Origin of the sequence: Gracilimonas sp., from assembly GCF_017641085.1 — a bacterium.
Taxonomy (GTDB): domain Bacteria; phylum Bacteroidota; class Rhodothermia; order Balneolales; family Balneolaceae; genus Gracilimonas.
In genome coordinates this window covers 201931-216968 of the sequence record NZ_JAEPPI010000002.1, presented here as the reverse complement: position 1 = coordinate 216968, position 15038 = coordinate 201931, and the positions used below count along the sequence as shown (strand labels likewise).

The 15038-nt window shown below is 45.3% G+C and carries 11 protein-coding genes and 1 tRNA gene; 8 read left to right on the top strand and 4 right to left on the bottom strand.

Going from position 1 to position 15038, the window contains the following annotated elements; all coding sequences use genetic code 11:
* Positions 1–13 precede the first annotated feature (13 nt).
* Positions 14–916 (bottom strand): Hsp33 family molecular chaperone HslO, encoded by a 903-nt coding sequence (gene hslO / locus JJ941_RS07845; RefSeq protein WP_290963534.1) that lies wholly within the window; start codon positions 914–916, stop codon positions 14–16.
* 383 nt (positions 917–1299) lie between these two features.
* On the opposite strand from hslO, the gene JJ941_RS07840 reads away from it, so the two are divergent.
* Entirely contained in the window at positions 1300–1677 is a 378-nt protein-coding gene (locus JJ941_RS07840; RefSeq protein ID WP_290963532.1) for an endonuclease domain-containing protein, read from the top strand.
* 300 nt (positions 1678–1977) lie between these two features.
* Here the strand turns inward: JJ941_RS07840 and JJ941_RS07835 are convergent, their stop codons facing one another.
* A complete protein-coding gene (locus tag JJ941_RS07835) occupies positions 1978–3153 on the bottom strand; it encodes a Glu/Leu/Phe/Val dehydrogenase (RefSeq protein WP_290963530.1) in 1176 nt (391 codons plus the stop codon).
* 297 nt (positions 3154–3450) lie between these two features.
* Between JJ941_RS07835 and recJ the strand changes: the two genes are divergently transcribed.
* The 5 genes from recJ (at position 3451) to JJ941_RS07810 (ending at position 8654) form a co-directional block, all read left to right on the top strand.
* Positions 3451–5160: a single-stranded-DNA-specific exonuclease RecJ gene (gene recJ / locus JJ941_RS07830; RefSeq protein WP_290963528.1), complete on the top strand. Its 1710-nt coding sequence runs from the start codon at positions 3451–3453 to the stop codon at positions 5158–5160.
* Between the two features lie 220 nt (positions 5161–5380).
* Positions 5381–5453, top strand: a tRNA-Phe gene (locus JJ941_RS07825).
* Positions 5454–5680: 227 nt separating this feature from the next.
* A complete protein-coding gene (locus JJ941_RS07820; protein ID WP_290963526.1) occupies positions 5681–6883 on the top strand; it encodes an MFS transporter in 1203 nt (400 codons plus the stop codon).
* Positions 6884–7162: 279 nt separating this feature from the next.
* Entirely contained in the window at positions 7163–8092 is a 930-nt protein-coding gene (locus JJ941_RS07815; RefSeq protein ID WP_290963524.1) for a hypothetical protein, read from the top strand.
* Between the two features lie 190 nt (positions 8093–8282).
* Positions 8283–8654 carry a DoxX family protein gene (locus JJ941_RS07810; protein ID WP_290963522.1) on the top strand — a complete coding sequence of 124 codons (372 nt, stop codon included), beginning with the start codon at positions 8283–8285 and terminating at the stop codon, positions 8652–8654.
* On the opposite strand, the gene JJ941_RS07805 is transcribed toward JJ941_RS07810, so the two are convergent.
* Complete coding sequence (locus JJ941_RS07805) at positions 8649–9011, bottom strand: DoxX family protein (protein ID WP_290963521.1); 363 nt, start codon at positions 9009–9011, stop codon at positions 8649–8651. The two genes, JJ941_RS07810 and JJ941_RS07805, sit on opposite strands and share 6 nt — an antisense overlap.
* 198 nt (positions 9012–9209) lie before the next feature.
* Between JJ941_RS07805 and JJ941_RS07800 the strand changes: the two genes are divergently transcribed.
* Together JJ941_RS07800 and JJ941_RS07795 are read left to right on the top strand one after the other, a co-directional pair.
* Positions 9210–10949: a coagulation factor 5/8 type domain-containing protein gene (locus JJ941_RS07800; protein ID WP_290963519.1), complete on the top strand. Its 1740-nt coding sequence runs from the start codon at positions 9210–9212 to the stop codon at positions 10947–10949.
* Positions 10950–11048: 99 nt separating this feature from the next.
* Positions 11049–11384, top strand: a complete 336-nt coding sequence (locus JJ941_RS07795) for a cupin domain-containing protein (RefSeq protein ID WP_290963518.1) — start codon at positions 11049–11051, stop codon at positions 11382–11384.
* Between the two features lie 129 nt (positions 11385–11513).
* On the opposite strand, the gene JJ941_RS07790 is transcribed toward JJ941_RS07795, so the two are convergent.
* Complete coding sequence (locus JJ941_RS07790; protein ID WP_290963516.1) at positions 11514–15020, bottom strand: lamin tail domain-containing protein; 3507 nt, start codon at positions 15018–15020, stop codon at positions 11514–11516.
* Positions 15021–15038: the final 18 nt, after the last annotated feature.

Below are 15038 nucleotides of genomic sequence, written 5' to 3'. Positions count from 1 at the left end.
AAGATCAGATTATTTAGTTCATTTTAGCCTGAGCATCCATCACAATTTTCTCAATCTCTTCTTTCGAAATAAACTCTCTATTGTTGCAATACTGGCAAACCATTTCCTGCCCTTCTCCGTCCATTTCTTTCAGGTCTTCGTAATTCAGCATAGCCAGGGCATTCAAAAAACGCTTGCGGGAACAGCGACAGAAAAAGTCCACCGGCTGGCGGTTCAGCTCTTTTGCTTTCAGCGGTGATACAGCCTTATTCATGATTTCATCGATATACTGATCATCGGCCAGCAGTTCGTCGATGGGCGGGAATGAACCCAATCGCTCCTGAAGCATATCAATTTGACCATCAGGGGCGCCGGGCAGTCGCTGTATCATCAGTCCGCCTGCTTCGGTAACGTTACCATCTTCATCAATGCCCACATCAGTAAGCAGTGCGGAAGGAATTTGCTCGGATTGCGCCAGGTAATGAGCTACATCACTATTCACATCTCCTTTGATAAGCTCAATGGTACTTGTTTTAGGTTCGGCTTCGTTGTAAAGCACCTTTGAAAAAGTCATGATGCCTAAGCCGATGCCATCTCCAAGTTCTGTTTCGGGATTAGAGTAATCCAGCTCGGCGACCGGGTTTTTAACATAACCACGGATCTCGCCCACTGAATTTGCCTCAGCAACTATAAACCCAATCGGGCCGTCTCCATCCATGCGCATCCGGATGCGCTCTTCCCCTTTAAGTTCAGAGGCCAGGAGCATGGTAGCTGTTAGCGCTCTCCCTAAGATGACGGTATTTAGTAATGAAAGCTGGTGATTATCTCGTGCCGTTTTTACGACTTCAGTGGTTTTTACGACAGATATTTTAAAATGACCGTCCGTTGTGATTCCCTTGATAAGGCGGTCTTTGAAATTAAATTCTTCGATGTTCATAGGAGTAATAAAAAATCTCTTTTATAGAAAAATGTATCCCCAAAGATACACAGAAAATTGCGTTTTATTTGGATGGAGGTGGGTAAAAAATATAGCCGGATGTGCGGTTGAGGATTGTGGAGCAATATTATTGAAAGTGCAAAGCCCTTTGCCGGCATTAACCCACCCCACAATCCCCGCCCGAGCGGGGAGGCTCGTTGGTTGGTTTATGAGTGAGGAAAAAGAATATACCCATTGGCAATAGCCTTAAATAAATCACAACTATCACCAACGAGTCTTCCTCTCCGCGGGAGAGGAAACAAAGGAGTGGGTCAATGCTCGTGAAGGCCTGAAAACTTGCCATTACCTTATTTTTTATAGTATTTAAAATAAAAGAGGGTACAATGAAAAAGAGAATACCAATCATTCCATACAGGGAAGATCTTATAGCCAAAGCTCGCTGGCTTAGAAAAAACTCGACTCCAGGCGAAATCGAAATCTATAAAGCAATTAAGAAAAAGAAACTGCTTGGTTATAAATTCCGGAGGCAGCGTCCAATCCATCGTTTCATCGTTGATTTCTATTGCCGTGAACTCAGGTTAGCAATAGAGATTGATGGAAGAAGTCATGACTATAAAATTGAATATGATAAACAACGACAGGAAATAATTGAGCAGTTGGGAGTGAGTTTTCTGCGGTTTAGTGAATTTGATGCTAAGCACTATACGGAGTCGGTAGTGATGGAAATAGAAAGGTGGATACTGGAGCATGAGGGAGTCTAGGGCATGAAATCATCATGTCCTTAGCTAACATTGACCCGCCCCTGAATCCCCTCCCCGGAGGGGAAGCTCTTTAGTTGGTTGGGTTCTAAGTTAGTAAAAGAATATACCCACTGGCTAGTAGCATTGAAGAAGAGTCAACTATAACCAACGAGTCTTCCTCTCCGCGGGAGAGGAAACAAAGGAGTGGGTCAATGCCCGCGAAGGCCCCTAAAACTTAGCAGCACTCAAGAACTGAAACAAAAAAAAGGGGTGCCTCAAACCGAAGCACCCCTTTCACTCACTCAAAACTCAGCAGCTGAATCAATCGATAAAGCGCTTGTAAACTTCACCCAGCCTCCCGGATACATTGGCCTTGGATGAATATTTATTCTTGATATGCCCTATGGTTTTGATACGCTTTTCAGCCAGATCATTGGAAGCTACATGAGCAGGAATGCCATGGTCTTCCGAATAATTCAGGATGTCGGTGATCGTGTTATAGATATTACCGGCATTTTGGAGGGCGCGCTCTTCGTTGTACCCTTCCAGTTCGCTGGCAATATTGATGAGTCCACCCGCATTAATCACATAATCAGGAGCGTAGATAATGCCTTTGTCGAGCAGCTGCTGGCCGTGCTTGTCTTCATCATCCAACACGTTATTAGCTCCTCCGGCAATGATATCACACTTAAACTGATCCATGGTGTCGTCATTGATCACACCGCCTAAAGCACAAGGAGTATAGATGTCCACATCCAACCCATAAATGTCATCAGGGTCAACAAGTTCACCCCCCACTTCCTCAGCAAGTTCTTTAGCTTTGTCTTCGTAAATATCGCAGATGTAGAGCTTGGCTCCTTCTTTAGCTGCATGACGTGCAAAATAGGAAGCTACATTTCCGGCACCCTGTAAGGCAATCTTCTTGCCCTCGAGTGAGTCGCTGCCGTAAGCTTTTTGAGCACAGGCTTTAACTCCCATGTACACCCCATAAGCGGTCACCGGAGATGGGTTTCCACTTCCACCAAGTGCCTTGGGAATACCGGTTACATACTTCGTTTCAGAATAAATCCACTCCATCTCACGCTCGGTCATTCCCACGTCTTCAGCGGTGATGTACCGTCCGCCAAGTCCATCCACGAACCGGCCAAAAGAGCGGAATAAAGCTTCGGTTTTCTCGGTATGAGGATCGCCGATGATCACAGCTTTTCCACCACCCAGGTTCAGTCCGGAAATAGCCGCTTTATACGACATACCGCGTGAGAGGCGCAGCACATCTTTGATGGCTGCTTCTTCGGATTCATAGTTCCACATACGGGTTCCGCCCAAAGCCGGGCCCAGCGTGGTATTGTGGATAGCGATGATAGCCTTCAGCCCAACTTCAGGGTCAGAGCAAATGACCACCTGCTCATGTTCGTAGTTAGCAAGCTGATTAAAAAGGGAAAAATTCGGGTTTTCTTCAGTCAATTTCTTGGAGTTTTTAACAGGTGCGTCAATCATTTTAACTTGGGTAAATTATACAGATGGTCCGTTATGGAACCGCTTCCAAAGTTCGGGATTTATTTGACGGTTCTCAACCAAATAAATTGGCTCAATCATAAATACTTGTAATTATTTTTTGGGGAGTTGGGGCGAATTTGAACGATCAGAGAGGTTTAGATTTTTTATGTAAACAAAGATGCTGATTTTCTCTTGTTTAATAGTATTTTATATAGGTAATAAGAACGCGATTTGCGTTGGCGTCCCGGCCTGACCGCCGATCTGCCTTTATGTATAAAAATAAAGCACAAAACAATCATGTCATTCCGCTGGGTATACGCGCAGCCGGACGAGCCAAAGTACGTCTCCAAGTTAGGGGACATGCTGGGAATTCCGGACAAAATAGCCCAACTACTGGCTATACGCGGCATAAAAACATTCGATGATGCAGAATACTTTTTCAGGCCAAAGATAGAAAACCTCCACGATCCTTTTTTAATGAAGGATATGGAAGCCGGTGCAGAACGTTTAGCTCTGGCCATACGTAAAAGTGAGAAAGTACTCGTTTACGGCGATTACGACGTTGACGGGACTACAGCAACTTCCTGTGTCTATACATTTTTGAAAGAATTTGGCGTAGATGCCGACTACTACATTCCCCATCGCTTCAAAGAGGGATACGGGATTAACCCCGATGGCATTAAATATGCCGAAGAAGTTAAGGCCTCTCTGATTGTATCGGTTGATTGTGGCATTACTGCTATTGAAGAAGCTAAAGTAGCCCGTGAAAAAGGCATCGACCTGATTGTGTGCGACCACCATACTGTAGGTAATGAAATTCCGGATGCCGTAGCCGTACTCGACCCCAAACGCCCGGACTGTGATTACCCCTTTGACGGACTTTCGGGAGCGGGTGTTGGGTTTAAACTCATTCAGGGAACCATAGAAAAGCTGGGATTGCCCTCCACGATCTCGTACAAATTCCTGGACCTGGTGGCCATTTCGATTGCTTCCGATATTGTACCCATCATTGATGAAAACCGTGTGCTTATGAAGGCCGGACTACAGATGATTCAGCGAAGCCCGAGGGTGGGTATTAAGGCATTGCTGGAGCTGATCAAGGTTTCCAAAGAAGATGTAAACACCTCCAAGATTGTGTTTTCTATCGGCCCGAGAATTAATGCGGCCGGACGAATGGGGGATGCGAGCACCGCGGTTAAGCTCATGATCTCCGAGACGCTGGGAGAAGCCAAATCGCATGCTTATGAGCTGGAGTCCGTAAACCTGAAGCGACGAGATACCGACTCCAAGACCATGAAAGAGGCGATGGAGCAGATTGAGAAGGATTTTAACATGGAGGAGACGTCCACCATTGTGCTGTACAGCCAGAACTGGCACCTTGGGGTGATCGGGATTGTAGCTTCCCGACTGGTGGATTTATATCACCGCCCGGCTATCATGCTCAGCAATGTGGATGGGAAGATCAAAGGGTCGGCGCGGAGTATTAAAGGGTTTAATATTTATAATGCCATCAAAAAGTGCGATGACCTATTGGAACAATTTGGTGGGCATGAGTTTGCAGCCGGACTTACTCTGGAGGAAGGAAACCTTTCCGAATTCCGTCGCCGGATGAATGAGCTGGCCTATACCGATTTGTCTGAGAATTCTTTTGAACCGGAACTCACCGTAGATGCCAAACTGGAGTTGGGTGAGGTGGATATGAAATTCTGGAAGCTGCTTAGTCAGTTTGAGCCCTTTGGGCCTGGTAACCTGCGGCCCGTTTTTGTAAGTGAAGGTGTAAAAGTAGTCGGTGTTCCGACCATTGTAGGAAACGGCCACCTGAAGATGAGGGTAAGCCAAAATGGATCCGGTGTTTTTGATACCATCGGTTTTAATATGCACGAATACCTGCCCGATGTTCGAAAAGGAGATCCGTTTAAAATAGCCTATGTGCTTGAAGAAAATAACTGGAACGGCCGGCGTACGCTTCAGCTGAGATTAAAGGACATTCACATTCCGGGGAGGTAGGTATTAGGTGCAAGGTGTTAGGTTTTAGGGTCATCTTGATCGGAAGCGAAAGATCTTTGCCCAAAATGATTGGTAACTAACTATAACAAAGATGCTTCGCTTCCGCTCAGAAAGACTTACTAAAACCTAACACCTTGCCCCTAACACCTAAATACCTTTTTCCCCAATTTATTATTGTATAAAGATTACAAACCCTGTATCTTTGCCGTCCTTGTTGAAAGGGACTGTAGCTCAGTAGGTAGAGCAACGGACTGAAAATCCGTGTGTCGGCGGTTCAAATCCGCCCGGTCCCACATCAAGTAAAGCCTTGTGCACTTTTTAGATGTACGGGGCTTTTTTTTGTTTATGATTTTTGACCTTTTATCTGGTCATTTTGCTTCGTCTATCTAAAATCTGATCGAAAATGCTACTGCGCTTGTTGTTAGGAAGCCATTATAGATCCGATACCTGAAATCCCTAAGCCGTACATTGAAAGCTTATTATGATAGACGAATTCACATCGATTTTCGAGAGTTAAGGCATGCCACCAATTGAAAAAGATGGTTCCCGAAGAAACCGCTTGCAAACCGGCTTATTAATCTCAGGCATAATACTGATTGCTCTCAATCTGAGGCCGGCCCTGGCATCCGTCGGGCCTTTGATAGCTGAAATACGGGAGAGTACCGGACTTTCCAACTCTTTACTGGGCTTGCTTACGACTCTCCCGTTGATTGCATTTGGCCTGGTTTCGATGCTTACTACTTTATTTACACGGCGTTTTGGTATAGAAAAAACATTATTCGGGGCGTTAATTTTACTTACCATCGGGATTTTAGCCCGATTGATCCAGTCACCGGTGGCCTTATTCGGAGGCACCTTGATGTTAGGTATCGCCATTGCTTTGGGCAATGTGTTGTTGCCCTCTTTGGTAAAGCGCGATTTTCCGGATATGTCGGGCCCGCTCACCAGCCTGTATTCCAGCATGATGGGGATCGGAGCCTCCATGGCAGCGGGGCTAAGTGTTCCACTATCAAAAGGAATGGGACTTGGCTGGAGGTACACTTTGGCATTGTGGTCTCTTCCTGCTTTTATCGCATTATTAATTTGGATCCCTCAGTTGCGATACAATACTAATAGCAGCCGGCTCAGTAGCTTTCGAAAAGCTCTCAAAAAAATGGCCGGCTCAGCTACGGCATGGCAAGTGGCTGTATTTATGGGATTACAGTCTTTAGCCTTTTACGTGATTTTGGCCTGGCTGCCTGATATACTGCAAAGCAGGGGGCTATCGGAATCCTATTCCGGATGGATGCTTTCATTATCACAGGGGACCGGAGTGCTGGGTACACTGCTTATCCCATACTTTGCAGGAAAAAAGTCCAATCAGCAAAGTATTGTATGGATGTTAATACTCATGGAAGGTGTTTGCCTTGCGGCCCTTATGCTGACGGATACATTTGGGGTAGCCGTATGGGTATCTGTGTTGGGTTTTGCACTCGGAGGGTCTTTTGGGTTGGCACTGCTATTTATCGTACTTCGCTCGCACGACACGCAGGAGGCAACCGAATTAAGTGGAATGGCTCAATCTGCAGGGTATATTCTCGCAGCCATCGGTCCCATTTTAATCGGGGCTCTTTATGATTTGACCGGTAACTGGAATGTTCCCTTGGGGTTTTTGTTAGGGATTTTAGCGATCAAAGCCGGCTTTGGACATTTTGCCGGTAAACCCAAAAAAGTGGAATTATAAGAGGGTTGCACTCCTTATGTTTTTTCTCTTTCCGCTGCTCTGCTCGGGGATGCCCTATAGAGACTCCGCCTCAATGGAATAAACTCAAGCTGAGAAGTCAAGTTCCTATACCAAATCTTCGATTCGCCATCTTTGCCTCCCATCTACAATTGTTTTTTATATAGGTTAATGAAGAGTTGAAGCACTATATTAATCAAAAGTGCTAGTAAATAAGAGGGGTAGCACTAATCTGGTCTGAAAACTAATAAGACATAATCTAATCATTAGACGAGGTACAAAATGAATACTACCATAAAACAAATACTTGTAATTACAATAATTTTTGGAGTTTCTGCTGCTTGTTCAAATACAAGTACAGATACGCAGATGGAAAATGAGATTCTTCCGGAACCAAGTGCCCTGAATAAAGCGGCAAAAAAAGCGACACCTAATACTTACGATCCCTTTGCGGATGCGGTAGCTATAGACGGACTCATAAATAACGGACAGGGTTTTCCGTTTGCTGCAGGAGGGCTGGATGCACCTCAGTTACTGAACCCTTTGAAATCACCACCTGTCACAGGTATTGGAGGAGGTTTCGTTGTCTATGATATGGGGGAAGGTGAAAGTATAAAAGATCAGGAAGGGCCGGATCTTATTGTCATTGAAGCTGACGGATCCCTGATTGCGTCAGGCTTCGGTTTTGCAGAAGGGATGACTGTTTATGCCAGTAACGACCCTGCCGGTCCCTATAAGCTTTTAGGCTCTTCTACTGGAACGGGCCTGTATGATCTTAATGCTGCGGGTTTATCAAATGCGCGATATATCCGCATAGAAGATACTGGTGGTGTTTTCCCATCCGGTGTTGATATCAATGGCCTAATTGGCGTTAATCTTGAAAGTTCGCATTTAAATTTCAGTCCAAAAAAGCTGCGAAGTGATAAAAAAGCCAGCATAAAGGCTCATGTCCAGCTTCCGGGTAATGATTCAATTATTGAAGCCGCCATAATTCTGGCTACATATAACGGGCAGCCTTCTCCAACTCCTCCTCCATATTATACTGACCTGAACATAGCAGGGAACGTAAAAGGTAATGGCAGCGTGATAGACTTTGATAGTCAGGAGTTCTTTTCTGAAGTACCCACCGGTGATGAAATTATCATTGGATTAGAGCTGATATCCGACCAGGGCAATACTTACTACTTATTCGATATTGTCTCCGTTGAGTAAATAGAAATATCAGGCCAGCAAATCTTGAAGAAGTATTTTAAAAGGAGAGCATACAACTCTCCTTTTTTTAGTTTATAAGGGCAAGCTCATCAAATAAAGTCGTAGTAATAAGCGCAATTTTTGTTTTTATTGATGTCGGTATTCACAACTCCACAGTGTGGAGCAAACAAAAAGGTAGTTAGAGGAGATTATGGAATATCTGATTATGGCATGTAAAGTAATTGTAGGGCTTAGCATTTTAAATGTATGGCTGTTGCGATCGGGCAAGGAAACTCAATGGCGGGGTGGAGACGCCGGAAGTCTGGAAGAAGAATTTAAAGCCTACGGGCTTCCCATTTGGTTTATGTGGACTGTAGGCGGGCTCAAAATTCTGTTTGCATTGGGGCTTCTGGCTTCCATTTGGTTTACAGGCTACCCGGAATTAGAAACTTATTCTGCTTACGGCATAGCCGTGTTGATGCTGGGTGCTGTGAGTATGCACATAAAGGTTAAGGACCCGTTAAAAAAATCTCTCCCGGCTTTTACTTTCCTGGCTCTGTCGCTGTTGATTGCTTTTCTATAGATCATAAAGCATCAGCAACAGGAATTTGTAGGCCAAAAAACCGTTTACCAACATAAAGAAAAAAGAAGGTAGCGTTTGGTTCAGAGAATCCCGGACCTTTATGCGCGTGCCAAAGGCTACCGCCATCATCACTGTCAATCCGGTGGCCGCGAGAAAACCCAACAGGCTAATGTATAAACCGGCAAGCAGCCCGGCGGCTCCTGCCAGCTGAGCCGTGCCGGTGAGTTTTCGTACAGTATCGCCCATTCCATAGCGAATAAATTCCTCTTTCATAAAAGGGGACCGGAAGCACTGTATGCCATAGATCAGAAAAAATCCGGCAACAATTACCGAAAGAAATAAAATGGGATTGGTCAAGAGGCTTCCGGTTTCTATTTAAATAAAGATGTTTGTTGATGAGCACCCAAAAACATTGGCAACATAAACATTCGTTCGTTTTATATGATACCGGCCAAGTAAAGAATCCCCCCCGGACCTGAAATCCTGCCTTTCATAGATTTATTTCTTCTTTTTTCCCTATAATTTTAGGCAACTCTATAATCAATAAAAGATCCCTTGAAGCTTAATTACATTATTTGGCTGCTACTATTTCTAGCCGCTTGCCAGTCAACAGAAAAGAAAAACCTAAATATTAATAATTCTATGTTCGGAGATCGTGTGTTGGTGTTTGATGATGGCATGGACCAGAAAGAAATTCAAAAAGCATTGGATGAAATTCATCAAGAGCAGGCCGGTGAGGAGTTTTCTGATCAACGATATGCATTGCTGTTTAAGCCGGGGACCTATGAGGTGGATATTACGGTCGACTTTTATGTGCAGGCTCTGGGACTTGGAAAAACCCCGGGTCAAACCACGGTGCATGGAGCGGTGCAATCGGTGGAAACCAGCAACAACAACAACGTAACCACACAGTTCTGGAGAGGGGCTGAGAATTTCAAAGTGTATCCCGATACTGCTGAGCCCTGGATGTACTGGGCTGTATCGCAAGCAGCGCCAATGAGAAGAATGCATATTATCGGCAATGTAAATTTTGATAAAGGAGGATGGGGCAGTGGGGGCGTGTTAGCGAATTCCATCGTAACCGGTCGGGCCGGTCTGACAACAGGACAGCAATGGTTTACACGAAATTCAGAACTGGGTTCCTGGGAGGGCGGGAACTGGAACCGTGTGTTTGTTGGGGTAAAGGGAGCCCCGGAAAAAAACTGGCCGGAGCAGCCGGTCACGGTAGTAGATGAAGCCCCTGTTATCCGGGATAAGCCGTTTCTGGTATTTAGTGAAGAGCATGGTTATTTCGTCTTTGTTCCGCAGCTGACCAAAAATAGTACAGGAGTAAGCTGGAAAGATGGAAATGAATCCGGCAGAGAGATTCCTATTGAAGATTTTTATATAGCAAAGGCTGGAAAAGATGATGCCGCTAGTATTAACGAAGCCCTGAGTTCAGGGAAGAACCTGTTGCTGACTCCGGGAATTTATGAGTTAAGTCAGGAAATAGTGGTAGGGAAAGAAAACACAGTAGTACTTGGTTTAGGACTTCCTACTTTGGTTCCTACCCAAGGCAATAAAGCACTTGCAGTCGGAGATAAAGAAGGCATTATTGTAGCAGGAATCATGGTTGATGCAGGGGTGCAATCTTCCGATGTCCTGATTCAGGTTGGACAGGAAGGGAGCGATAAAAATTATTCAGGTAATCCCATTAGCCTTCATGATTTATACTGCAGAATAGGTGGAGCCATTGCCGGTACAGCTAAGACATGCCTTGAGATTAATGCAAACCGGGTAATAGGTGATCATTTTTGGTTATGGCGGGCCGATCACGGTACAGGTGCCGATTGGTTTGTCAATAAAAGTGACCACGGCCTGATTGTTAATGGGGATGATGTAACTATTTATGGGCTCTTTAATGAGCACTTTCAGCATTATCAGACATACTGGAAGGGGGAGAGAGGCCGGGTGTATTTTTACCAGTCTGAAATTCCTTATGAGCCCCCAAGCAATGAAGTATGGAATGATAATGGAAAGCCGGGGTATGCATCCTATAAAATAGCCGACGGTGTAGAAGAGCATCAGGCTTGGGGATTGGGGATTTATTCTTTCTTCAGAGGTGAGGAAACAGAAAAAAATAATGTTCGTTTGGAAAACGCAATGGAAGCCCCTGAAAAGCCGGGAATTAAAATCACACATATCTCTGCTTTTGCGGGAAGGCTTGGAGGGATGAATCATATTCTTAACGGAAAGGGCCCGGCTACAAATATTGGGGAATTGAACTTGTATAATGGGTGGAATTTTGAAAACTAATTTTGTGCTGGCATGAACTGATGAAACCCCACCGCCCGCTCATCTGTTATAGCTTTTGATGCATTAGACCTGTGAATCAAAAAAGAGGACGCGATTATTATGAGTATAGAAACGATGACAGCCGAAGAAGTAGCAGAAGGTAAATTAAATGAGGCCGAAGTCGTGAAAGAAATCATGGCTTCCGGCGAAGATGTAGGGCTCAGAATCTGGAGAGAGGAAGAGCCGGATGCGGACAAAGAATTTCATACTAATTCTTATGAAACGGTAGGTTATGTACTAAAAGGTAAAGCCGAGCTTCACTTGGAAAATGACCAGGTTGTCGAGTTGACGGAAGGGAATTCATATCTGGTTCCTAAAGAAACAGAGCATACCTACAAAATCATCGAAACCTTTTCGGCAGTGGAAGCCACTTCACCTCCGGCGCATCTGCAGTAAATTATTTCTGAATTTCAAAGAGGTTAAAGCCCGGTGGTTTCATCGGGCCTTTTTTATTTATGCATAAAAAACCCCGATTTGTTTTAACCAAATCGGGGTTATAAAGTTGTTCAACAGGTCGAAATGAGGCTATTTAATCAGCATCATTTTTTTGGTGATGACTGTTGAGCTTGTTTGTATAGAGTACAGGTAAAGCCCACTCGACATTGCCGAGGCATCAAATACCACCTGATGCGCACCGGCTTCAGTAAATCCATCAACCAAAGTGGCTACTTGCTGCCCCAGCATGTTGAAGACGGTAACTTTCACGCGCTGCGCTTCCGGCAGGGTGTAAGCAATCTGAGTTGTCGGGTTAAACGGATTAGGGAAGTTGCCCAGGGTAACTTCTGCTGGAAGCTCTTCGCCGGGTCCTTCTTCAACACGGCTTTCTGTATTGTCATTTACAGAAGCGAAAAAGGTTCCATCGGACTGGGTCATGGGTGAACCGAGATCGGAGGAGGTTGTCCAATCGTTATAGGTATCGGTATCTGTTCCCAGGTCACTTCTATAAATACTGTTACCTTCTCCGGCTGATGGTAACGAGGTACTTCCCCATCCTGAGACCAAGCTATTGGCACCTCCTTCCCAGGCAACGGCGTCAATTACATTTCCGGAAGCATCTTTAAGAACTAATACATCTCCGCCGTTATTAAGCGGGGGCAGATTCACGAAGTCATCTGCATTTTTATTATACAGTGCTTTGAAATCCTTGCGATCGAGTGCGAGAGTCATAAAAGTATTCCCGCCGATCTTATGTTTGTTCGCAAAAGTAAATGACTGGCTGTTTCCATTGTCATCAACCAAAGTCCATCCGTTAAGTTGGATTTCTTGTCCGGTCGTGTTGTAGATTTCTACCCATTCTTCCTTGGATTCATTTCCGGGAGTATCATAAAAAACTTCACTGATAAGAATGTCAGGAGTGGAAGAAGCAGGCGGACTGGCCGTTGTGAACGAATAAGTTTCATCCACTGCGGTATTTCCGGCTTCATCAGTAGAGACAACCTGGTAGAAGTATTCGGTTCCTGCCGTTAAACCGGTCAGGGTCTCGGAGTGAGAGGTCACATAACTACCGCTTCCTGCTGAACTTCCATAACTGGTAGTAGTGCCATAATTCACCTGTGAATTGGCAGGCTCATCCGTTGTCCATGTAATCGTAGCTTCGGTTTCAGTAATATTGGAAGAGTTTACAGCGGTTATAACCGGAGCGGTGGTATCGGTTGCCTGTAGTGTGGCGGGGTCACCATTGTTAGCGGCTGTCGTCCAGTCGCTATCGTTGTCACTATCGGTATCAAAAGAACTGCGAACGAGGCTTTCTCCTGTTGAAGCCGTTGGTCCCGATCCCCATCCTGATGGGACACCTGCAGATGCGCCGCCTTCCCAGGCTACTTCATCCACAGTGGTTCCGGAGCCGTCATTAAGAAGAAGGGCATCCCCTCCATTATTGAGAGCCGGTATTCCACCATACTGATAAGCATCGTTGGTGTAAAGAGCGTTAAACCCAGCCTGATTGGACGCTACTGTAAAATAGGACTGTGCGTCAATGACGGTGCCTGATGGGAAAGTATAGGAGGACCCGGTACCATTATTATCTATAATGGTATAGCCCGTCAGATCAATTTGCTGTGAAGTGGGGTTGTACAGTTCAATCCATTCTTCATCAGCATCAGTGCCGGGAGTATCATAGAAGATTTCAGAAAAGAGTACGTGATCTACAGTGGCATCTGTGATTTCAGCAGTAGTTGTTGCTGTAGCTGTTGCCCCCTGATCATCCGTTACCGTTAAAGAAACACTGTAAGTGCCTGAACTTGTGTAAGTATAACCTGGGTTAGCGAGGGTACTACTTCCTCCATCCCCGAAGGTCCAACTGTATGACGAGATCGATCCATCACTGTCAGAAGAGCCGGCACTGCTGAATGTGATGGAGTTTCCGGTGTTCCCCGAATAAGGACCATTGGCCACTGCCGTAGGTGCCTGATTCTGAGGAGCCGAAGCTTGAGTTTGCGGGTCGCCATTATTGACAGCTACTGCCCAGTCGGTGTAGGAGTCAGAGTCAGATCCCGGCGAGCTTCGGTAAATAGATTCTCCGGTTGACGCGGTAGGGTCGGTACTGCTTCCCCATCCTGAAGGCAAACCAGCAGATGCTCCTCCTTCCCAGGCCACAATATCGACTTCGTTACTTTGAGTATCGGTGAGGATTAAAACATCTCCACCATTATTTAAAGCGGGAATGGATCCATATTCATCGGCGTCAAATCCATATATAGCCTGAAAACCGGTTGAGGCTGATGCAACAGTAAAATAAGAACCAGGGGTTATGTTGCTTCCGGCTGGGAAGGTATAGGAAGATCCGGTTCCGTTGTTATCCGTAATGGTATACCCACTTAAATCTACAGTTGTGGAAGTCCCGTTATACAGTTCAATCCATTCTTCATCGCTGTCGGTACCGGGAGTGTCGTAGAAGATCTCCGAGAATACAATAGCACCCGCACTTGTCCCTTCTTCAGCAGTGGTAAAAGTGAAGTTAGAAGAACTTGCTGAATTACTGGAACCATCTGTACTGCTTACCTGATAATTGTAAGTAGCGTTGGCGGATAGGCCAGTAAGGGTGATGGAATGAGAGGTAGTGTAACTTCCGCTGCTTTCAACAAAACCATAGGAAGTTGTTGTTCCGTAGTTAACCTGAGAGGTGGCAAGTTCGTCCGTACTCCAGCTTACAGTAGCTGAGTTTGCTCCGATATTGGTGGACTGTACCGAGCTGATGACCGGAGGCGTGGTGTCGGTTCCACCGGTATTCCCATCCGGAAAGAAAGCTCTTCGAACCAGCGAGGTATCCAGAATAAATGGGTTTTCGTTACCCTGATACCCGGCAATGGTACTGCTTCTGTTTAGTTCGTCGGCATCCACTTCATCCAAATAATGCCATTGGTATAAATCGTTCTTCTGTTGATCAAAGAAGTTTTGATCGGCTTGGGCTTGGTAGATTGCTACAAAATAGAATACGGCCCGGGCGGCATTTCCCTTATGTTGTTCTCGGGGTTCAAAGGTGGTGCTTCCGTAATTCTCGGCATATAAATCAATATTGCTAGACGGGATGGATGATTGAGATTGATCGAGGTAATACCAGGTATCGGTCAGGTTGTCGTCAATTTCACCTAAAGGGTCATTATTCCTGGCACTGTTTACATTCGATTTTGTTGGGAACAGATGATGAATATCTGATTTCGCCGGTTCATTCCCGGCCCCCATACTTTGAGGCCACGTGTGCTCGGCATTAACGCCTTTATAAAAAGCATCAGTACTTGGGTCTTCATTAGGATCTAAAGTAATTGTATATCCTGTATAAACACCGGTAAGGTTTCCATTGTCATTATCGATAACTGCATACATGGTATCCCGGGCAGTGTCATATCCCAGCGTTTGGGCAGGGGAGTAGTTTTGCTGCAGGTAACCGATCAGGGCCTGACCTTCCAGTCCGGCACCAATGGTTTGATTCTGAGCAATTGCAGGTTGTATTGAGAAGATGAGAGCAAAAAGGAATGCTGTGAAATAGCCGTACACATTCCTGGGCACATTATTGCCTTGGGTTAATCCTTCCATAATAGATGATGGGGTTTG

What these genes read in the sequence shown, in the direction of transcription:
- hslO (WP_290963534.1), bottom strand. Translation starts at nt 916, where the DNA reads ATGAACATCGAAGAATTTAATTTCAAAGACCGCCTTATCAAGGGAATC.
- JJ941_RS07840 (WP_290963532.1), top strand. Translation starts at nt 1,300, where the DNA reads ATGAAAAAGAGAATACCAATCATTCCATACAGGGAAGATCTTATAGCC.
- JJ941_RS07835 (WP_290963530.1), bottom strand. Translation starts at nt 3,153, where the DNA reads ATGATTGACGCACCTGTTAAAAACTCCAAGAAATTGACTGAAGAAAAC.
- recJ (WP_290963528.1), top strand. Translation starts at nt 3,451, where the DNA reads ATGTCATTCCGCTGGGTATACGCGCAGCCGGACGAGCCAAAGTACGTC.
- JJ941_RS07820 (WP_290963526.1), top strand. Translation starts at nt 5,681, where the DNA reads ATGCCACCAATTGAAAAAGATGGTTCCCGAAGAAACCGCTTGCAAACC.
- JJ941_RS07815 (WP_290963524.1), top strand. Translation starts at nt 7,163, where the DNA reads ATGAATACTACCATAAAACAAATACTTGTAATTACAATAATTTTTGGA.
- JJ941_RS07810 (WP_290963522.1), top strand. Translation starts at nt 8,283, where the DNA reads ATGGAATATCTGATTATGGCATGTAAAGTAATTGTAGGGCTTAGCATT.
- JJ941_RS07795 (WP_290963518.1), top strand. Translation starts at nt 11,049, where the DNA reads ATGAGTATAGAAACGATGACAGCCGAAGAAGTAGCAGAAGGTAAATTA.
- JJ941_RS07790 (WP_290963516.1), bottom strand. Translation starts at nt 15,020, where the DNA reads ATGGAAGGATTAACCCAAGGCAATAATGTGCCCAGGAATGTGTACGGC.